The sequence below is a fragment of the Lapillicoccus sp. genome, from assembly GCF_039935575.1.
Taxonomy (GTDB): Bacteria; Actinomycetota; Actinomycetes; order Actinomycetales; family Dermatophilaceae; genus Lapillicoccus.
The window spans coordinates 19,465-39,299 of record NZ_JBDTKA010000044.1 but is presented as its reverse complement, the minus strand read 5'-3'; the positions used below and the strand labels follow the sequence as shown (position 1 = coordinate 39,299).

The window sequence follows — 19,835 nt, the reverse complement described above, 5'->3', positions numbered from 1 at the left end:
TGGCCAAGAGCGTGAACGGCAGCGCAGGGGTGACCGGGGGGCTGGCTGCCAACGGGTACGGCGAGCACTCCCCCGGTGGGTTCTCGCTCGTCGCCGTCCTGCTGGCCGAGATCCTGCTCACCGCGTTCTTCGTCTTCGTCATCCTGGGGGTCACGACGGCGCATGCTCCGACAGGTTTCGCGCCGCTGGCGATCGGGCTCGCCCTGACCTTGATCCACCTGATCTCGATCCCCATCGACAACACCTCGGTCAACCCGGCCCGGTCGCTCGGTGTCGCATTCTTCAACGGTGACGGGGCGCCCGGCCAGGTGTGGCTGTTCGTGGTCGCCCCGCTCGTGGGCGCCGTGATCGCGGGGTGGTCATTCGCGGCGATCACGGGGATCGACCGCAGCAACCTCGACGTCGCAGGCGATACGAACCCCGGTGAGGTGATGGCGGAGCAGGTCCCACAGACCACAACCCAGACCACAGCGGAGACCACGGCGGAGACCATGGCGGAGAGCGCGCCGGAGAACGGCTGATAGCGTCGAGCCGTGAGCGATGCTGCCTCTTCGTCCCTTGGGTCCGCTGTCAAGGTCGCTGTCAAGGTCGCTGTCACCGGGGCCGCCGGCCAGATCGGCTACAGCCTGCTCTTCCGGTTGGCGAGCGGGTCCCTGCTCGGGCCTGACACCCCGATCGAGCTGCGACTGCTCGAGATCACCCCGGCGTTGAAGACGCTCGAGGGTGTGGTGATGGAGCTGGACGACTGCGCCTTCCCGACGCTGGCGAAGGTGGAGATCGGGGACGACCCACGCAAGGTCTTCGACGGCGTCGACCATGCGCTCCTGGTCGGTGCCCGCCCGCGCGGCCCAGGCATGGAGCGCGGCGACCTGTTGGAGGCCAACGGCGGCATCTTCGCGCCGCAGGGCAAGGCATTGAACGACGTCGCCGCCGATGGCGTGCGCGTGACCGTCACGGGCAACCCCGCCAACACCAACGCACTCATCGCCATGTCGAACGCGCCGGACATCCCGCGCGAGCAGTTCGCGGCGCTGACCCGGCTCGACCACAACCGGGCCATCTCGCAGCTGGCGGTCAAGCTGGGCGTCCCGGTGACGCAGGTCCGTCGGATGACGATCTGGGGCAACCACTCCGCCACCCAGTACCCCGACATCTTCCACGCCGAGGTGGGGGGCCGGAACGCGGCCGAGGCCCTGAAGGACGTGGCCGACGACGCCTGGCTAGCCGACACGTTCATCCCCACCGTGGCCAAGCGCGGGGCGGCGATCATTCAGGCGCGGGGCCTGTCGTCCGCGGCGTCCGCGGCGTCGGCAACGGTCGACCACGCACGGACGTGGATCGACGGCACGGCCGACGGCGACTGGGTCTCGATGGCGGTGTGTTCGGATGGCTCCTACGGCGTCCCCGAGGGTCTGATGTGCTCGTTCCCGGTCACCGTCTCCGATGGCCGGTGGTCGATCGTGCAGGGCCTCGACATCAACGAGTTCTCTCGGCAGCGTATCGACGCCACCGTGGCCGAGCTGTCCGAGGAGCGCGACACCGTCACCGGGCTGGGTCTCATTCCCTGAGTCGCGCCCAGCGGGACGGTCTCAGCCCTGGAGCTCGGCCGAGCAGCTGGCGGCCCGTCCCCCACCGACCTGGTCCACCGACGACCCGCAGGTGCGGACCAGGAAGAACACGGCGAACACCAGTCCGGCGGCGACGAGCATCATCACCACATCCAGCGGCCTGGACCGGATCGCGAGCCCCCCGCTGCGCGCCGGCGGCAGGACGGCACGAACGAGTGCGGCGAGGACGAGCGAGGCCGCCACGACAAACCCACCGACTCTGAAGTGGCCGCCAACGGTGATCAGCACCAGCCCGACCAGAGCGACGGTGGCGACCACCCACCATGGGCCGAGGCCGCGCAGCGGCCGCCACCTCATGCCAGGCCAGCCTGCCGTTCGGCGGCCGCGACGACGTTCGTCAGGAGCATCGCCCGGGTGAGCGGCCCCACGCCACCGGGGTTGGGGCTGACCCACCCGGCGACCTGCGCCACGTCCGCGGCGACGTCACCGGCGGTCTTCCCGTCGACCCGGGAGACGCCCACGTCCAGGACGGCCGCGCCGGGCTTGACCATGCGGGCGGTGATGATGTTGGGTACGCCTGCCGCCGCGACGACGATGTCGGCCTGGGTCACCTCGGCGCCCAGGTCGCGGGTTCCCGTGTGGCACAAGGTGACCGTGGCGTTCTCGGACTTGCGCGTGAGGATCAGACCGAGCGGGCGTCCTACCGTCAGGCCGCGCCCGACGACGACGACCTTGGCCCCGGCGATCGGCACGTCGTAGCGACGCAGCAGCTCGAGGCAGCCCATGGGTGTGCAGGGCAGCGGCGCCGGCTTGCCGAGGACCAGCCAACCGAGGTTCATCGGGTGCAGCCCGTCGATGTCCTTCTCAGGGTCCACCCGCGACAGCAGCGCGAACTCGTCGAGACCGGTGGGCTGCTGGACCAGGAAGCCGGTGCAGGCCAGGTCGGCGTTCAGCTCGTCGATGACCGCCTCGACCTCGGACTGCGTGGCCGTCGCGGGGAGGTCGCGCCTGATGCTGTTGATTCCCAGCTCGGCGCTGTCCCGGTGCTTGGCGCTGACATACCAGCGACTGCCGGGGTTGTCACCGACGAGGACGGTGCCCAGCCCGGGGACAACACCGCGCGCTGCCAGCGCTGCGATCCGGTCTGCGAGCTCGACCTTGATTGCCGCGAGGGTGGCCGAGCCGTCCAGGATCCGTGCCGTCACGGGGCCTCATCCTGCCAGACCCGGACGCGGTCCTGTCTCGAGCGCCCCGCCGCGGCGCCCCAGGCGGGCCTCCGGCATGCTGCTTCTGTGCCAAGGGGACGAACGAACCAGACCGAGACGTGGGTGGTGGACCGCCGGACGCTGCTCGGTGCGGCATCTGCCGGGCTGACTCTCGCCGCATGCTCGGACTCAAGGACTTCCGTGGCTCCGACGACGACCTCCCCCAAGGCGACGTCCAGCCCGTCGACGAGCGTCGTGGCGACACCGTCAGCCTCGGCCAGCACGACCGCTGCCGGGTCGACGACGACTGCGTCATCAAGCCCCGAGCTGCCCCGCGGTGGCGCCTCGGTCTTCCCGCACTACCGTCTCGTCGGCTACTGCGGTCATCCCGGCTCGTCGGCGCTCGGGCTGCTGGGCATTGGCGACCTCGACCAGCGGGTGGCAGAGCTCGAGGCGATGTCCGGCGCCTTCACGGGTGACGGCCGCACGATGCTCCCGGTGCTGGAGCTGATCGCGACGGTGGTCCACGCCTCCCCGGGTGCAGACGGGACATATCGCACCCGGTCGAGCAGCGACCTCATCCAGCGGTTCCTCGACGCGGCGCGGCGCCACCAGGCCTACCTGCTGCTGAACATCCAGCCGGGCCGGGCCGACTTCCTCGGCGAGGTGCGGGCCTACGAGTCGTGGTTGAGCGAGCCGGACGTCGGTGTCGCCCTGGACCCCGAGTGGGCAGTGGGTCCCGGACAGGTGCCGGGCAAGGTGTTCGGTCACGTCGAGGCGGCAACGCTCAATGCCGTCGGCGCCTACGTCTCCTCGATCGTGACCGCACACCAGCTGCCCGAGAAGGTCGTGCTCTACCACCAGCTGGCCCCGTCGATCGTCGGCAACGAGCAGCAGCTGCAGCAGCACCCCGGGGTGGCCTGGGTGAAGTCGGTGGACGGGATCGGCAGCCCAGCGGCCAAGACCGCAACATGGAACCGGCTCGTGGCGAGGACGCCACAACCGTTGGTACATCTCGGTTTCAAGGTGTTCCTCGACGAGGACTCCAAGCCCGGGCCCGTGATGACGCCCGCTCAGGTGATGGGTCTGACCCCCGTCCCCGAGTACGTCATGTACGAATGACCGGCCGCCGGGTCGCGCGGGCCGAGGCGTACCCCGCGAGCGCGGCGGCGGCAACGGTCACCAGAAGGCCCACCAGGACAACGGGCGTGATGTGTGACCTGGTCCGCACGTCCACCGCATCTAACGTCACCGAGGCCACGAGCTGGCCGGCGAGCATGCACAGCAGGACGAGCAACACACCCAGGTGGCGCACCGCGGCGGTCGAGAAGGCGACCACGACGATGCCGAGGAGGCCGCCGAACCACGCCCACCAGGGCGCATCGAGGCGGACCGGCGGGCCGAACTGGCCGACCGCCGCAGCCGGAGCCGCGAGGACGACCAAGAGGAGTGTGCCGAGGGCGAAGTTGAGCCAGGTCGCGGTCATAGGCGAGCCGGCGGTGACCGTCACCCGGCCGTTGAGCCCCTGCTGCACGGTGATGAGCAGCCCGGCGACCACGGCGAGCACGATCGGTAGAACCACGGTGGACCCGTCCCCGTTGACCCGGTCGCCGACCGCGACGACGACTCCCACCACCGCGAGCAGTGCCGAGCCGACCCTGCCCCATGAGACGGGGACGACGCCGGCCGGGCCGATCCCGGCCCGGTCCACCACGAGCCCTCCGACCGTTTGTGCTCCGACCACCGCGATGGTGAACAAGGCGACGCCGACGAGCGACACCGCATACGCCTGGCTGAAGACATAAAGCCCGCCGAGGAACCCGCCGATGCACTGCCAGAGCCGGAGCTGCCCGTCTCGCAGACCCTGACGGAGGGTCCGGACGCCCCGCCTCATCGACGGCGACACCAGGAGGAGCAGACCGAGCACCACGAGACCGGACCCGAAGCTCCACAGCGCTGCGTCGAGCCCGCGGCCGGAGACGGTGGCGAGCTCTCCGTTCATCCGGGCCTGCACCGCGAGCAACGCGCCGGCCGCCACGCTGAGCAGTGCCCAGATCGGCACGTCAGTGGGCGAAGTGGCGAGTACCCGTGAAGTACATGGTCACCCCGGCCTGCCGAGCCGCCTCGATGACCTCCGCGTCTCGGATCGACCCGCCCGGTGCCACCACGGCTCGCACCCCGCCCGCCAGGAGGACCTCGAGCCCGTCCGGGAAGGGAAAGAACGCGTCGGACGCTGCGACTGCCCCCGCTGCCCGTTCGGCGCCGGCCCTCGACACCGCGAGGTGACAGGAGTCGACCCGGTTGACCTGACCCATCCCCACGCCGACCGAGGCGCCGTCCTTGGCGAGCAGGATCGCGTTGGACTTCACGGCCCGGATCGAGCGCCACGCGAACGCCAGGTCCGCCAAGGTGTGCTCGTCCGCGGCCTCACCCGCGACCAACCGCCACCGGGACGGGTCGTCCCCGCCGTCATCGACGACCGCGTCGACGCGGTCGGGGGTCTGGGCGAGGATGCCTCCGCTGATCGGGCGGACCTCGATCTCGTCCCGGAGCCGCTCCATGTCGGCGGGCAGCCGCAGCACCCGGATGTTCTTGCGGGCCCGCAGGAGCGCGAGCGCGTCGTCCTCGAAGGAGGGCGCGACGATGACCTCGGTGAAGACGCCCTTGGTCCGTTCCACCAGCTCAGCCGTCACCGGTCGGTTGGTGGCGATGATCCCACCGTACGCGGACACCGGGTCACAGGCGTGCGCCTTCACGTACGCGCCGACGATGTCGCTGCCGACCGCGATACCGCACGGGTTGGCGTGCTTGACGATCGCGACGGTCGGCTGGTCGCCGTGGTCGTGCGCCGCCCGCACCGCAGCGTCCGCGTCCACATAGTTGTTGTACGACATCTCCTTGCCGTGCAGCTGCTCGGCCGAGGCGATGCCCGGCCGCCAGTGCCGGTACAGGGCAGCCTGCTGGTGGGGGTTCTCCCCGTAGCGCAGCGGCGCGACCCGGTCCCACGTCGCGCCGGTCCACGCCGGGAAGCCCGTCCCGTCCGTCGTGTCGGCGAGCACGGCACCCATCCAGCTGGCCACGGCGTTGTCATAGGTCGCCGTGTGCACGAACGCCTCCGCCGCGAGCCGACGCCGCTGGGCGAGGGTGAACCCGTCGGCGGTCAGGGCGTCGAGCACCTGCGGGTACGCCGCGGGGCTGGTGACGATAGCGACGCTCGCGTGGTTCTTCGCGGCCGCGCGAACCATCGAGGGCCCGCCGATGTCGATCTTCTCGATGCACTCCTCCTCGTCGGCGCCAGAGGCGACCGTGTCTCGGAAGGGGTAGAGGTTGGAGACCACGAGGTCGAACGGCACGACGCCCAGCTCGTCGAGCTGTCGTACATGGTCGGGGTTGCGCGTGTCGGCGAGGAGTCCGGCGTGCACGTTGGGGTGCAGGGTCTTGACCCTGCCGTCGAGACACTCGGGGAAGCCCGTCAGCTCCTCGACCGCGGTCACCGGAACCCCCAGGGCCGCAATGGTCTTCGCGGTCGAACCGGTCGACACGATAGACACTCCGGCAGCGTGAAGCGCAGCCGCTAGCGTGTCCAACCCTGACTTGTCGTAGACGGAGACCAGGGCGCGGCGGATCGGCCGCCGACCCTCGGATCCTGTCTCGGGGCTAGGCGAAGATGCCGTCTCGGCCGGCGTCCCCACCGACGTGCTCACAGGCGTACTCACGGGATGGTGACCTTTCGCTCGGTGACGGTGTACCCCTCGCGGACCATCCGGCCCACGAGGTCGACGAGCTGCGGCCGTTCGACCGCCTTGATCCGGTCGGTGAGCGAGTCGACGGTGTCGTCGTCCTCGACCGGCACGCTGACCTGGCCGACGATCGCGCCGGTGTCGATGCCCTCGTCGACGACGAAGAGGGTCGCCCCGCTCACCTTGACCCCGTAGTCGAGGGCGTCGCGCGGTCCGTGGATGCCGGGGAAGGACGGAAGCAGGGCGTTGTGGCTGTTGACGTAACGGCCCCCGAACCGGGCGAGGAACGCGGGCCCTACCAGCTTCAGGAAGCCCGCCGAGACGACCAGGGTCGGTTCGTGCTGGGCGACGGCCGCGGTCAGGGCTGCGTCCCAGCTCTCCCGGCAGGGGTGATCGCCGACGCGGCACACGAACCTTGGTAGGCCCGCTCGCTCGGCCCGGGCGAGCCCCTCGATGCCGTCCCGGTCGGCGCCGACGGCGGCCACCCGCACCCCGTAGGCGGGGTCCCGGGACGCGTCGACAAGCGCCTGCAGGAGCGTGCCCGAGCCGGAGACGAGGACGACGACCGAGCCGGCGGCGGAAGCGGTTCCGGTCCTCGGGCCAGCCATCGGCGGGGGAGGGACCGTCACGTTCCGCAACGATACCGAGCGACCCGTGACGGGAGTGCGGTGGGACGGCGGGCCGGGCGACTGGTCCGTGGTGCACGCCGGATCGGGCACGCGAGAGGATGGTCGGACGTTCGGTCGATGTCCGTCGGTGACGAAGGGGTGCAGCGTGGCGACCAAGCCGAGTAGGGCGAACGGCCTGAGTCCGGAAGAAGCCGCTCGCCGGGTCAAGTTCTCCCTGTCGATCGCGGTGCTCTTCGTCCTGACGTTGATCGCCTCTGGTCTCCCCCTGCCACAGCGCGTCGTCGTCGTGGCACCCGTCGTGGTCGTGATGGTCGTGGCCGTCCGCGAGATGCGCCGCCTCGCCGGGGTGGCCGCGCCGGCGCTCACCCGGTTCGGGCCGCTGCTCGCGCTCGGACTGTCCGTGCTGCTGCTGCTTGGCGCGATCACGCAAGCGGTGTTCTACGCCCCGCAGAAGCAGTACGAGGAATGCCTGTCGGGGGCGAACACCCAAGCCGCACAGGCGCTCTGCGGCCAACAGCGGCAGCGCACCATGTTCGGTGCTCTCATGGAGTTCTGAGCTTTCTGCGGTCGAGCGCGGAGATTCGACCCGACGTCAGCGCTGTCAGCGCCGTCAGCGCGCCGCCGCGTCGACCTCGGCCACCAGGTGGGCGGCGATCTCGAGGGAGGCGGTCGCCGCCGGTGAGGGAGCGTTGAGGACGTGCACCTGCCGATGGGTGTGCCGGACGAGGAAGTCGTCGACCAGCGTGCCGTCGCGCCTCACCGCCTGCGCCCGAACCCCGGCAGGAGCGGGCACGAGGTCCTCGGCGGTGATGCCCGGCACGAGGCGCGCGGCGCTGCGGGCGAACTGCCGGCGTGACAGCGAACGGACGACCTCCCGAGCCCCGGGAACCAGGTGCCGGCCGGCGAGTCGCCACATTCCCGGCCAGGACAGCGACTCGCGCAGGTCACCGAGCTCCACGTCGTGCCAGGTGTAGCCCTCGCGAGAGGCCGCGAGCACGGCGTTGGGCCCGACGTGTACCCCTCCGTCGACGGTCCTGGTCAGGTGCACCCCGAGGAAAGGGAACGCTGGGTCGGGGACGGGGTAGACCAGCCCGGTCACCAGGGAAGCTCGCTGCGGGACGAGCTCGAAGTACTCGCCGCGGAACGGCACGACCCGCACGTCGGGGTCCACGCCGCAGGCCCGCGCGAGACGGTCGGCATACAGGCCGGCGCATCCGACGAGGACGTCCCCTGCCACCATGGTCGCCGCACCCTCGGCGTCCGTCGCAGCGACCAGGAGGTCGCCGCCGACGGTGGTCGCGCCGCCTACGGACAGACCGGTCCGCAGCGACCCGCCGGCCGCCTCGACATCGGCGGCGAGCGCACGGCAGACGGCGGGGTAGTCGATGATGCCGGTGGTCTCCACGTGCAGGGCGAGGTCGCCCGCGACGTGGGGCTCGACCTCACGCGCCTCGGCCCCGCTCAGCAGCCGGGCCGGGACGCCGTTGGCGACCGCGCGGTCGACGAGCCGGTGCAGCCCGGCGACGTGGGCGGCATCCGTCGCGACGACCAGCTTGCCGGTGACGCGGTGCGCGATACCCCGTTCCCTGGCGAACGCTGTCATCGAGGCGGCGCCGCGCACGGCGAGCCGGGCCTTGAGACTGCCCGGCGGGTAGTAGACGCCCGAGTGGATGACGCCGGAGTTACGCCCGCTCTGGTGAGTGGCGACCAGCGGCTCCTTCTCGAGGACGGTGACCTCGTCGCCGCGTTGCGCGAGGGCCCGCGCGGTCGCCAGACCGACGATCCCGGCTCCGACGACCACGACCCTCATCAACAGAGATTCTGGCGTGTCCGGTCAGGTGCGGGCGTGCCGGAGGCGGATCCACAGCTGCGCGCCGGCGACGTAGGCCGCTGCGCCGACGAGCAGCTCTCCCAGCAGGGCGACGCCGACCAGCAACGGCCTGGAGCCCACGTCCGAGAGCCGGTCGACGCCGACGGCGCCACTCCCCAGCCACGACAGCAGGGTCAGGCCGGCGACGGCGACGGCGGCGGCGGCGACGGACGTCGCCAGCTTGGTTCGCCAGCTGGCCAGCCGGGCGATGCCGCGGCAGGCCAGCCAGGCGGTGACGACGCCGCCGAGGACGGGTACGAGCAGCAGGGCCAGCAGCCACCGTGACCAGCTGCCGTCGCTGGGAAGCGCCCCGAGGACGGGCAGCAGCGGGAGCAGCCCGGGTGTGGCACCCGCCAACGAGATCGGTGATCCGGCGGCGACCTGGAACCCGGGGCCGGCGAGCCAGGCCACCCCCCAGACGGCCAGGTTGGGGGCGAGGAGCAGCTGTCCGAGGGTGAGCAGAACGCCCCCGACGACGCCCGCCCCCACGGCAGCGTGCAGGCCGGTGACCGTCGTGAACCGGACGGCCAGCATGACCACCAACAGCAGGACACCGGTCCCGAGGAGCACGAGGCCACCGTGGACTCCGGGAACGAGGGCTCTCGCGAGCCACCGCGGGGCCTGGTCCAGCCAGCTGCCCACGGGGCCTGCCTCGCGGTCCTCGGCGTAGCGGCGGACCAGGCACCACGACGCCGCGAGCACTGGGATGACGAGGCAGACGAGCAGACCGAGCGGGTGCGGACGGGCCGGGCCGGCGAGGGCCAGCAGCCAGACGAGCACCGCAACCGCGGCATACCCGACGGCGAAGCCGGGCAGGACCCGGCGCAGCAGGAGGGCAGGCCAGGTGGTGCCGGGAGCCGTGCGTTCGGTGTGGTCGAGCAGACGCCCCAGGCTGCGCGCCGTCAGGACCAGGGCCAGCAGCCAGAGCCCGAGCGGAGCGATGGTTACGGGCACGTCGCCGACCCCCACCGGTGCTCCCTGCCCGAGGAACCAGACGGCGCTGGCGACCCCGAGTGCCTCGAGCCAGCCGACGCTCGTATGGGCGGTGACGACCCAGAGGATCAGCGCCGGGAGGGCCAACAGCAGCCAGATGCCACTCGCGGGGAGGGCGCCGGCGGCGACCGGGACCCACCAGGGAGTGGCCGGGGGTGCGGTAGTCGGGACGGGTAGCGGGCGCTCACCACCCCTGGTGGGACGGGCGCGGTCGACGACACTCATGGCGACCCCATCGTCGCCGAGGGGGTGCCACGCGGCTGGAACCCACGCCGAGACAGAACGAAGGCGTTTGACGAGCGGGCCGGCGACACGGCTGTCAGGCGGGGCTGCGCTCCATGATCTCGCGCATCAGGGCGGCCGTCTCGGAGGGCGTCTTGCCGACCCGGACCCCGGCCGCCTCGAGGGCCTCCTTCTTGCCTGCCGCGGTGCCGGAGGACCCAGACACGATCGCCCCGGCGTGTCCCATCGTCTTGCCCTCGGGAGCGGTGAACCCGGCCACGTAGCCGACGACCGGCTTGGTGACGTGTTCCTTGATGTAGGCCGCAGCCCGCTCCTCCGCGTCGCCGCCGATTTCGCCGATCATGACGATGGCATCGGTGTCGGGGTCGTTCTGGAACGCCTCGAGACAGTCGATGTGGGTGGTCCCGATCACGGGGTCACCACCGATCCCGACCGCCGACGAGAACCCAAGGTCCCGCAGCTCGTACATCATCTGGTAGGTCAACGTGCCCGACTTGGAGACCAGGCCGATCCGCCCCGGTCCGGCGATGTTGGCCGGGATGATGCCGGCGTTGGCCTGGCCAGGCGTGATGATGCCAGGGCAGTTGGGTCCGAGGATGCGGGTGGTGCCCTTGTCCTGGGCATAGGTGAAGAACTCGGCGGTGTCCTTGACCGGTATGCCTTCGGTGATCACGACGACCAGTGACATCCCCGCGTCGATCGCCTCGACGACAGCCGCCTTGGCGAACGGCGGCGGCACGAAGACGACGGAGACGTCGGCGCCGGTCTGCTGCATCGCCTCGGCGACGGAACCGAAGACCGGCACGGTCACGGAGGCGCCGTCGGGACCGGCGAAGTCGACGCTGGTGCCGGCCTTGCGTGGGTTGACCCCGCCGACGACCGACGTGCCCGACGCGAGCATCCGGGTGGTGTGCTTCATGCCCTCGGACCCGGTCATGCCCTGGACGATCAGCTTGGAGTCACTGGTGAGGAAGATTGCCATCGGTGTCAGTTCCCTCTACGTCGTTGCTGCGAGCTCGGCGGCCTTGCGGGCCGCGCCGTCCATGGTCTCCTCGATACTGACCAGCGGATGGGCGCGCGCGGCGAGGATCCGGCGGCCCTCCTCGACGTTGTTGCCGTCGAGCCGAACCACCAGTGGCTTGGTGGCGTCGTCGCCGAGCTTGTCGAGCGCTCCGACGATGCCGTTCGCGACGGCGTCGCAGGACGTGATGCCGCCAAACACGTTGACGAACACCGACACCACCTGCGCGTCGCCGAGGATGATGTGCAACCCGTCGGCCATCACCTCTGCAGAGGCGCCCCCGCCGATGTCGAGGAAGTTGGCGGGCTTGGGTGCGGTGTCGAGCCCGCGGTCCGCGGCCACCTGCTCACCGGCATACGCCACCACGTCGAGCGTCGACATCACCAGGCCCGCACCGTTGCCGATGACCCCGACGTTGCCGTCGAGCTTGACGTAGTTGAGGTGCTTCTCCTTGGCCGCCGCCTCGAGCGGGTCGGCCGACCGGGCATCCTCGAGCGCGGCGTGGTCCGGGTGGCGAAAGCCGGCGTTCTCGTCGAGTGTCACCTTGCCGTCGAGCGCGATGATGGCGCCGTCCGTCGTCCTGACCAGCGGGTTCACCTCGACGAGCGTGGCGTCCTCCTCACGGTAGACGTCCCACAACCGCTGGAGCACCGGGACGATGGCGTCCTTGTCGGCGTCGTCGAAACCCGCTGCGTCGACGATCTCGCGGGCTTTGGCCTCGTCGATGCCGACGTTGGGGTCAACCGGTATGCGCGCGAGGGCATCGGGACGCTCGACCGCCAGCTGTTCGATCTCCACCCCGCCCTCCTTGCTGCACATCGCGAGGTAGGTGCGGTTCGCCCGGTCGAGCAGCACCGAGAAGTAGTACTCCTCGTCGATCGAGGCGCCCTGGGCGATCATCACCCGGTGGACCGTGTGGCCCTTGATGTCCATGCCGAGGATGGCCTCGCCGGCAGCTGCCGCCTCGTCCACGGACTTGGCCACCTTGACCCCGCCAGCCTTGCCGCGACCGCCGGTCTTGACCTGGGCCTTGACCACGACGACCCCCCCGCTGCGCGGACCGATGCTCTCGGCCGCGGCCCGCACCTCGTCGACGGTGTCGGCCACCGCCCCGGCGAGCACGGGAACCCCGTGCGCCTCGAACATGTCACGTGCCTGGTACTCGAAGAGGTCCACGCCGGATCCATCCCATCGTCGGAGTTTCCATGCTGTGCCCGCGAGCCTATCGAGTTGCGGGACGGCACAGTTGTGGCATCGCGATCGTGGGGGTCGATGCGGTGTTCCGCTCATCCATGGTGGCGCGCCCCGGCGCGGCAGCGTCCGGCTATGGCATTCCTTCAACGGCGGATGGCGAACCTGCGCATGGGCTGTCCGAGGAGTGGACAGTCAGCGGTCGGGGTCCACGTGCTCGCGGACCCAGGCGACGATCTCGGTCGTCGTCGCGCCGGGGGTGAAGACGGTCGCGACCCCGAGCTTCTTCAGCTCGGGGATGTCGTCCTCGGGAATGATGCCGCCCCCGAACACGATGATGTCCCCCGCGTCGCGCTCCTCGAGCAGCTGCACCACCTTGGCAAACAGCGTCATGTGGGCGCCGGAGAGGACAGAGAGCCCCACCACGTCGGCGTCCTCCTGGATGGCGGCCTCGACGATCTGCTCGGGGGTCTGATGCAGACCGGTGTAGACGACCTCCATCCCGGCGTCCCGCAGCGCCCTGGCGACGACCTTCGCGCCGCGGTCGTGCCCGTCGAGTCCCGGTTTGGCCACGACGACCCGGATCGGTGACTCGCTCATAACGCTGAAGCGTAGCGAAGCCCAACGAAACCTGGGTCTGCCGGTTAGGGTCGCCAGACCATGTCGATGCTGCCCGGTACGCCGTTCGCCCCGGTCCGGTGCTCTGCGGGTCTCTCGGGCCGCGCGAGCACGGGTGCGGGAACGGCCTGCACGCGGGCCGTGCAGCGCGGCACCGCTGGTCTGCGCCGCTCCGCGGGCGCCGTCACGGGAGCGCTCGGCGCGCTCTCGGACGCGGGGCGGTCCACGATCGACACCGTCCTGCGGGCCGCCGACGCCACGGTCGACGTGGTCGGGGACGCCGCCCGAGCGCTCGCCACCCCCACCGGGGTCGCAGGTGCCGCCGTCGAGGTTGCCTGGCTGGGTGCTCACCTGGCGATCTACCCGATCGGGCTGAAGGGGTTCGGCGCGGTGCGAACGCGCGAAGTCTCGCAGGGTTACCGGATCGAGGACCTCGCTCCGGTCCAGCGCGGCCTGGCGATCCACGATGTGGAGGCGGCCGGCACCCCGATCCTGCTCGTGCACGGCATGGCCGACAACCGGTCGATCTTCACCCTGCTACGCCTGGGCCTGCGCCGCCGCGGCTTCGGGCGCGTCACGTCGATGAACTACTCGATCCTCACCGGGGACGTGCGGGCGGCTGCCGCGAAGCTCGCCGAGGAGGTCGAGGCGCTCGTGGCGGAGACCGGCTACGAGCGCATCCACGTCATCGGCCACAGCATGGGTGGGCTCATCGCGCGCTACTACGTCACTCGGCTCGGTGGCGACGAACGGGTCCACACGCTCGTGACGCTGGGCTCACCGCACCAGGGGACCTACACGGCATACGCCTGGCATAGCCAGCTCACCCGCCAGCTGCGACCGGGAAGCCCGCTGATGCAGGAGCTCCAGCAGCCCGTCACGGCCTGCCGGACCCGCTTCCTGTGCTACTGGTCGGACCTGGACCAGCTGATGTTCCCGCAGCGCACGGCCGCCCTCGAGCACCCCGATCTCAATGTCACCAATGTCGAGATGCATGCGGTCGGTCACATGAGTCTGCCCATCATGAGCTCGGTCGTGCACGGCATCTCGACCGCCCTCGCCCACCTCGACGCGGACGGGAGCACGGTCACCCCGGGAGTCGCCCCGTTGGCTGGTCGGCGGCCCCTGCCGAAGACGCTGTCGAGGGCATCCGTCGCAGATGGTTGATTTGTCCATAACAAATTGATCACGGTAGGGTCACCCGCCAACCCCCTATCGGCATGAAGTACGCCTTCGCCCGACCCCCACGGACGATCAAGGAACCCTCCCTCTTGTCTGACGCCATCTACTGTGGGCGCCACCGCGCCCCGGCAGGACGCCACCGCGCTCCAGAACCCCGTCACGCGACCACCGGCACGGGTCGGTCCGGACGCAGCCGGTTCGCCGGCTCGGGCTACCTCCTGCCGACGGCCGCCGCAGCGACGCTCGCCCTGACTGCGACAGGTGCCCATCTCGGTACCGCGCACGGCGCGTCGGACGCGCAGTCGCTCGCGAGCGCCACGCCTCTCAGCGGAGCGACCCCGTTGACGACTGTGACTCACGACATCATCCAGCGTGAGCTCGGCGACCGGGCAGCGCGCAGCGACTCGCGGACGTCCATGTCGGCGACGTCCTCCTCGGCGACGGCCTCGGTTGCCGCAGCGACCCCGGCTGGTGGCACGGACGTCTTCCCTGCCGAGAGTGGTGCGCCCGTCAGCCGCGCCGATCTGGCCCAGACCGACTCGGCCGCTCAGGCTGCCGACGACCAGGCTGCCGCCGACTCGGCAGCAGCGCAGCAGGCGCAGACCGACCAGGCCGCCAAGGCTCAGGCCGACTCCGCTGCGGCAGTCCAGGCCCAGGCGACCTCCGCCGCCGTGGCGGCCACTGCGCACAGCTGGGTCCCCCCGATCAACGCCAGCTACGCCCTCTCGAGCGGGTTCGGTATGCGGTGGGGCTCGCTGCACCCCGGGCAGGACTTCGCGATCCCGGTCGGCACCCCCGTCAAGGCCATGTCGAGCGGCACGGTGATCTTCGCCACCTGGTCGGGCGGCTACGGCAACAAGCTGGAGATCCAGTACTGGGACGGCACCGTCTCCTGGTATGCGCACAACAGCAAGCTCCTCGTCGCACAGGGTGACAAGGTCAGCGTCGGCGAGACCGTGTCGCTCTCGGGCAGCACCGGCCACTCGACCGGCCCGCACCTGCACGTCGAGATCCACCCGAACGACGGGGCGGCAGTCCCGCCGCTGCCCTGGCTGTCGAAGATGGGCAACATGCCCTGAAAGGCAACCGCGCCGATGACTTTCGTCCTTGGCAGGTCAGACCCCAGTCGTACCAACAGGTCCGGGACCTCGAGGTCATCGTCTCCGGAGCCATCGACCCATATTGTCACTCAAGGCTCTAGGTGATAACAGACGTCGACATCAGAGCTTGGTGACCGGCGCGTAGCGCAGCAGCAGCCGCTTGACGCCCTCGACCTCGCCGAAGTCGACGTGGGCCATCGACTTGTCACCCTCACCCTCAACCCGGAGCACGGTTCCGAGCCCGAACTTGTCGTGGGTGACCCGGTCGCCCGGGACGACGACGATCGTGGGCTGGGAGGACGCCCGGGCCAGGTCGCGGCGCGCTGCCAGCGACTCCATTGCCGAGCCGCCCATCCGCCGACCGCTGCGGGCGGCGTCGATCGCGGACTCGAGCCGTTCCCACCGCACGAGCTCGCCGGGGATCTCGTCGAGGAACCGGGAGGCGGGGTGGTACTGCGGCGCGCCCCATGCCGAGCGCACGGCGGCGCGCGAGAGATAGAGCCGCTCGCGGGCGCGGGTGATGCCGACATAGGCCAGTCGGCGCTCCTCCTCGAGCTCGAGCGGGTCGCTGAGCGCGCGCATGTGCGGGAACGTCCCATCCTCCATGCCGCTGAGGAAGACGACGGGGAACTCCAGCCCCTTCGCGGTGTGCAGCGTCATCAGGGTGACGACACCGTCGTCGGCTCCCGGCCCCCCTGTGTCATTGTCGGGGATCTGGTCGGCGTCCGCGACGAGCGAGACCTGCTCGAGGAAGTCCTCGAGGCTGATCACCTCGCCGGTCTCGGCGCGGGTCTCGTCGAACTCCCTTGCCACCTCGACGAGCTCGGCGAGGTTCTCGACGCGCGTCTCGTCCTGGGGGTCGGTGCTGGAGCGCAGCTCGCGCAGGTAGCCGCTCTGCTCGACGGTGGCCTCGAGCAGGCCAGCAACGCCGGCGCCGCTCTCCCACACGAGACGCAGCGACTCGAGCAGGTCGGTGAAGACGGTGATCGCCGCGACCGAACGAGTCGCAATGCCGGGGGCATCGGCTGCGCGGCCAAGCGCCGCCACGAACGGGATGCGCTCGCGGTCGGCCAGCTGCGCGACGCACGCCTCGGCCCGCTCGCCGATGCCGCGCTTGGGCACGTTGATGATCCGGCGCAGGTTGACGGTGTCGGCCGGGTTGGAGACGACGCGCAGGTATGCCAGTGCGTCCTTGATCTCCTTACGTTCGTAGAAGCGCGTCCCCCCGACGACCTTGTAGGGCATGCCGACCCGGACCAGGACCTCCTCGAACGCCCGGGACTGCGCATTGGTCCGGTAGAAGATCGCGACCTCCTTGGGCCGCACCCCCTCGGTGTCCTGCAGGTGGTCGATCTGTTTGGCAACGAACGCCGCCTCGTCATGCTCGCTGTCGGCGACGTACCCGACGATCTGGACGCCGTCGCCGGAGTCGGTCCACAGGTTCTTGGCGCGCCGCTTCTCGTTGCGCGCGATGACCGCGTTGGCGGCGCGCAGGATGGTCTGCGTCGACCTGTAGTTCTGCTCCAGCAGGATGGTCCGCGCCTGGGGGTAGTCCTGCTCGAACTCGACGATGTTGCGGATCGTCGCGCCGCGGAATGCATAGATCGACTGGTCGGCGTCGCCGACGACGCACAGCTCTCCTGGGGGAACGGCGTGCGCCGGCGCATCGGCGGTGAGCGCCGGGCCGACCAGCTCCTTGACCAGCTGGTACTGCGCGACGTTGGTGTCCTGGTACTCGTCGACGAGGATGTGCCGGAACCGCCGCCGGTAGTGCTCGGCAGCGTCCGGGAACACTTGCAGCAGATGCACCGTCGTCATGATCAGGTCGTCGAAGTCCATCGCGTTGGCCTGCCGTAGCCGGCGCTGGTAAGACGTGTAGGCCTGCGCCACCATCCGCTCGTGGTGGGTGCTCGTGCCGGAGTCCTCGGAGCCGACCCGCGAGGCATATGCCTCCTCGTCGACGAGGTCGTTCTTGAGGTTGCTGACGGCGTGGGAGAACGCCCGCGGCTGGTAGCGCTTCGGGTCGAGGTCGAGGTCGCGCAGCACGAGGGTCATCAGGCGCTGGCTGTCGGCGGCGTCGTAGATCGAGAAGGTGGACTTCAGCCCGAGCCGGCTTGCCTCGCGGCGCAGGATGCGCACGCAGGCCGAGTGGAACGTCATCACCCACATGGCCTTGGCGCGGGGACCGACGAGGTCGGCGACCCGTCCCTTCATCTCCCCGGCCGCCTTGTTGGTGAAGGTGATGGCGAGGATCTGCCCGGGCTGCACGTTGCGAGCCGCGAGCAGGTGGGCGATGCGGTGGGTGAGCACGCGGGTCTTGCCGGACCCGGCACCGGCCACGATCAGCAGCGGCGGCCCGTGGTGGACCACCGCCTCCCGCTGCTCCGGGTTGAGGCCGGCCAGCAGCTCCTCCGGGTCGTGCAGCCGCCCGTCCGAGTCCGCCGGCTGGCGGCGCGCTCCAGCCCGCTCAGCGTCCGGGTCACCACCTTCGGCGCCGTCGCTCGCCCAGAGCGGGACCCCCCGTTCGTCGACCTGGAACGAGGTGCGATCCGGTGGCGGGGTGGGCAGGTCCAGGTCGTCGAAGAGGGTGCTCATGTCGGGCTCCAGCCTACGTCGCAGCGCGGACACGACCCGGCCACAGCGCGGGACCTGCGGAGCTGCCGGCAGCGAATCGACGACCCAGCAGCAACCGCCCGCTGGGCGTGGTGGGTGCACGCGGCTTCGTGGTAGGCGGCAGACTAGCCAGGCCGGACATATCGGACGGTTCGGGTCGGCTCAGGAAGAAGAGCGCCGTGACCCGACGCACCACGTGCGCGTCGGCCGGGTTGGCCCTGACGCTCGCCTGTCTTGCCGGCTGCGGGTCCGTCGACGCGAACCGCCCAGGGCTGGAGCTGGCCGTCGGCTACGTCCCGGCCCACGCCGAAGGTCATCTCCACAGCGACGCCGAAACCCGTGCCTAAGCCTGCCTAAGCCCAACCCGAAACCGGCGCCCAGGCTCATCCCGCCGCCCACGCCTCCTGCCCCGGGCTGACGGTCCCTGTCGGGGTGAGGCAGCGGTCGGTCACCGTGGTCAACGGGAACGGCGGGACGACGGCGACCATGACCTTCGCGATCCGCACCAGCTCGCCCTGCGGGTTCGTCACGTACGGCGGCGGCCGGGTCGGGTACGGCGGGATCGCCAATGGGGCCGGCCGTCAGCAGGGCATCGGTACGACACCGACCGGGACGTACACGATGACGGAGGCGTTCGGCGTCAACGCCAGCCCGGGGTCGGCGCTCCCCTCCCGGCGGGTCGCCGCTGGGGACTTCTGGGTCGGACAACAGCTCGGCGTTCTACGACTCCTACCGCAACGCCTCTCAGGGCGGTTTCGACGCGACCTTGCCGTTGTCGGACCCGAACGGTTCGGAGCGTCTCCCACTACCCGGGCAGTACGCCTACGTCATCGTCGTCAACTTCAACCGCGCGCCCGACTCGCGGGTCCCTCACCGCGGCGCGGGAATCTTCCGCACGTGCGCGGTAGCGGGGCCACGGCCGGCTGCGTCGCGGTGTCGAGCACCGAGATGGTGACCATGCTGCGGCTGATGCGGCCCGGGGACACCATCACGATCGTCCCCTGACTTCGAGCGGCCCACCGGCTGCGGCTGTCCTCGTCGGTGCCAGAGCTGCCCCGGTGCCGGCTACGCCTCGGCAGCGTGGACCGTGGGTCAACGCAGGTAAGAAGCCCCGTTGAGGTCGATGACGGTGCCGCTAACCCATTCCGGCGCCTGCGTCGCCAGCCAGACAACCGTGGCTGCGACCTCCTCGGGCGAGGCAACGCGACCAAAAGGGCTCTGCTCACGGACAGCTGACCCGTCGGGACCATCGAGTACCCGCGTAGCCATTTCGGTGTCGGCGAAACCGGGTGCGACGGCCGCCGCCACGATCCCATGCGGGGCGAGCGCGACCGCCAACGACTGAGTCAACGCATGGAGACCGGCCTTGCTCGCTCCGTATGCAGGCGCGAGCGGCTCACCGCGATAGGCGCCTCGCGAGCCGACCGAGATCAGTCGGCCACCCTTGGGGCCACCCTGCCGGGACATCAGATGGTCCGCCATCACCCAACACAAGTTCGCCGGGCCGCAGAGGTTCAGATCAAGGGTCTCGCGCCAGATACGTGACCATTCGGAGTAGCTCGTGCCGAGAATGCGCTGCTCGACGAAGATCCCTGCATTGTTGACGAGGACATCGAGATCCCCGAGCCCGTCGATCGCCTCGCCGACAACCCGTCGACACGCCTCGCTGTCAGCGAGATCGCCGGCAACCACGACGTGCCCGTCGCCGAGTAGCTCACTCCGGACCCTCTCGGCGGACTCGACGTCACGGCCGGCGTGCACTGCGACACGGTGACCAGAAGCTGCGAGGGCCTTGGCGGTGGCGGCACCGATTCCACGGCTTGATCCGGTGACCAGGATCGCGCGCGACATTCGCTCAACCT

Annotated in this window: 19 protein-coding genes and 1 pseudogene; 8 read left to right on the top strand and 12 right to left on the bottom strand. The window is 70.4% G+C overall.

Features of this window, described 5'->3' with window-relative positions:
- Both ABI385_RS05720 and ABI385_RS05715 read left to right on the top strand, forming a co-directional pair.
- Nucleotides 1–521, top strand: a 521-nt coding sequence (locus ABI385_RS05720; RefSeq protein WP_348102782.1) for an aquaporin, incomplete at its 5' end; no start/stop codon positions are given.
- A gap of 12 nt (nt 522–533) precedes the next feature.
- Nucleotides 534–1,568, top strand: coding sequence for a malate dehydrogenase (locus ABI385_RS05715; RefSeq protein ID WP_348102781.1), 1,035 nt, complete (start codon nt 534–536; stop codon nt 1,566–1,568).
- A 21-nt stretch (nt 1,569–1,589) separates the two neighbouring features.
- On the opposite strand, the gene ABI385_RS05710 is transcribed toward ABI385_RS05715, so the two are convergent.
- Nucleotides 1,590–1,925 (bottom strand): DUF3017 domain-containing protein, encoded by a 336-nt coding sequence (locus ABI385_RS05710; RefSeq protein ID WP_348102780.1) that lies wholly within the window; start codon nt 1,923–1,925, stop codon nt 1,590–1,592.
- Nucleotides 1,922–2,773 (bottom strand): bifunctional methylenetetrahydrofolate dehydrogenase/methenyltetrahydrofolate cyclohydrolase, encoded by an 852-nt coding sequence (locus tag ABI385_RS05705; RefSeq protein ID WP_348102779.1) that lies wholly within the window; start codon nt 2,771–2,773, stop codon nt 1,922–1,924. The genes ABI385_RS05710 and ABI385_RS05705 overlap by 4 nt, the downstream gene beginning before the upstream one ends.
- Before the next feature lie 201 nt (nt 2,774–2,974).
- Between ABI385_RS05705 and ABI385_RS05700 the strand changes: the two genes are divergently transcribed.
- Complete coding sequence (locus ABI385_RS05700; protein WP_348102778.1) at nt 2,975–3,895, top strand: hypothetical protein; 921 nt, start codon at nt 2,975–2,977, stop codon at nt 3,893–3,895.
- Here ABI385_RS05700 and ABI385_RS05695 read toward each other — a convergent pair.
- From ABI385_RS05695 to purN, 3 genes are read right to left on the bottom strand one after another with little or no spacing between them, the layout of a single operon-like run.
- Nucleotides 3,882–4,835 (bottom strand): DMT family transporter, encoded by a 954-nt coding sequence (locus ABI385_RS05695; protein ID WP_348102777.1) that lies wholly within the window; start codon nt 4,833–4,835, stop codon nt 3,882–3,884. The two genes, ABI385_RS05700 and ABI385_RS05695, sit on opposite strands and share 14 nt — an antisense overlap.
- Before the next feature lies 1 nt (nt 4,836).
- Nucleotides 4,837–6,465 carry a bifunctional phosphoribosylaminoimidazolecarboxamide formyltransferase/IMP cyclohydrolase gene (purH, locus tag ABI385_RS05690; RefSeq protein WP_348102785.1) on the bottom strand — a complete coding sequence of 543 codons (1,629 nt, stop codon included), beginning with the start codon at nt 6,463–6,465 and terminating at the stop codon, nt 4,837–4,839.
- A gap of 20 nt (nt 6,466–6,485) precedes the next feature.
- On the bottom strand, nt 6,486–7,121 hold the full coding sequence (purN, locus tag ABI385_RS05685) for a phosphoribosylglycinamide formyltransferase (RefSeq protein WP_348102784.1): 636 nt from the start codon (nt 7,119–7,121) through the stop codon (nt 6,486–6,488).
- Between the two features lie 166 nt (nt 7,122–7,287).
- Here purN and ABI385_RS05680 point away from each other — a divergent pair, with 166 nt between their 5' ends.
- A complete protein-coding gene (locus ABI385_RS05680; protein WP_348102776.1) occupies nt 7,288–7,698 on the top strand; it encodes a hypothetical protein in 411 nt (136 codons plus the stop codon).
- Nucleotides 7,699–7,752: 54 nt separating this feature from the next.
- Here the strand turns inward: ABI385_RS05680 and lhgO are convergent, their stop codons facing one another.
- From lhgO to ABI385_RS05655, 5 genes and pseudogenes are all read right to left on the bottom strand, one after another.
- Nucleotides 7,753–8,952 (bottom strand): L-2-hydroxyglutarate oxidase, encoded by a 1,200-nt coding sequence (gene lhgO, locus ABI385_RS05675; protein ID WP_348102775.1) that lies wholly within the window; start codon nt 8,950–8,952, stop codon nt 7,753–7,755.
- Between the two features lie 60 nt (nt 8,953–9,012).
- Nucleotides 9,013–10,230 (bottom strand): annotated as a pseudogene (locus ABI385_RS05670) (DUF6350 family protein); the annotation flags it as partial.
- Between the two features lie 94 nt (nt 10,231–10,324).
- Nucleotides 10,325–11,230 carry a succinate--CoA ligase subunit alpha gene (gene sucD / locus ABI385_RS05665; protein ID WP_348102773.1) on the bottom strand — a complete coding sequence of 302 codons (906 nt, stop codon included), beginning with the start codon at nt 11,228–11,230 and terminating at the stop codon, nt 10,325–10,327.
- A 15-nt stretch (nt 11,231–11,245) separates the two neighbouring features.
- Nucleotides 11,246–12,445 carry an ADP-forming succinate--CoA ligase subunit beta gene (gene sucC / locus ABI385_RS05660; protein ID WP_348102772.1) on the bottom strand — a complete coding sequence of 400 codons (1,200 nt, stop codon included), beginning with the start codon at nt 12,443–12,445 and terminating at the stop codon, nt 11,246–11,248.
- Nucleotides 12,446–12,655: 210 nt separating this feature from the next.
- Nucleotides 12,656–13,060 carry a cobalamin B12-binding domain-containing protein gene (locus tag ABI385_RS05655; protein WP_348102771.1) on the bottom strand — a complete coding sequence of 135 codons (405 nt, stop codon included), beginning with the start codon at nt 13,058–13,060 and terminating at the stop codon, nt 12,656–12,658.
- Nucleotides 13,061–13,120: 60 nt separating this feature from the next.
- Between ABI385_RS05655 and ABI385_RS05650 the strand changes: the two genes are divergently transcribed.
- A complete protein-coding gene (locus tag ABI385_RS05650) occupies nt 13,121–14,245 on the top strand; it encodes an alpha/beta fold hydrolase (RefSeq protein ID WP_348102770.1) in 1,125 nt (374 codons plus the stop codon).
- Nucleotides 14,246–14,298: 53 nt separating this feature from the next.
- On the top strand, nt 14,299–15,339 hold the full coding sequence (locus ABI385_RS05645) for a M23 family metallopeptidase (protein WP_348102769.1): 1,041 nt from the start codon (nt 14,299–14,301) through the stop codon (nt 15,337–15,339).
- A gap of 141 nt (nt 15,340–15,480) precedes the next feature.
- Here ABI385_RS05645 and pcrA read toward each other — a convergent pair whose 3' ends face one another.
- On the bottom strand, nt 15,481–17,955 hold the full coding sequence (pcrA, locus tag ABI385_RS05640) for a DNA helicase PcrA (RefSeq protein WP_348102768.1): 2,475 nt from the start codon (nt 17,953–17,955) through the stop codon (nt 15,481–15,483).
- Between the two features lie 197 nt (nt 17,956–18,152).
- Between pcrA and ABI385_RS05635 the strand changes: the two genes are divergently transcribed.
- Nucleotides 18,153–18,320 (top strand): hypothetical protein, encoded by a 168-nt coding sequence (locus tag ABI385_RS05635; protein ID WP_348102767.1) that lies wholly within the window; start codon nt 18,153–18,155, stop codon nt 18,318–18,320.
- 85 nt (nt 18,321–18,405) lie between these two features.
- A complete protein-coding gene (locus tag ABI385_RS05630; protein ID WP_348102766.1) occupies nt 18,406–18,978 on the top strand; it encodes a hypothetical protein in 573 nt (190 codons plus the stop codon).
- Between the two features lie 87 nt (nt 18,979–19,065).
- Here the strand turns inward: ABI385_RS05630 and ABI385_RS05625 are convergent, their stop codons facing one another.
- The gene (locus ABI385_RS05625) at nt 19,066–19,824 is read right to left on the bottom strand and encodes an SDR family oxidoreductase (protein WP_348102765.1); all 759 of its coding nucleotides are present in this window, start codon (nt 19,822–19,824) and stop codon (nt 19,066–19,068) included.
- Between the last annotated feature and the right edge of the window lie 11 nt (nt 19,825–19,835).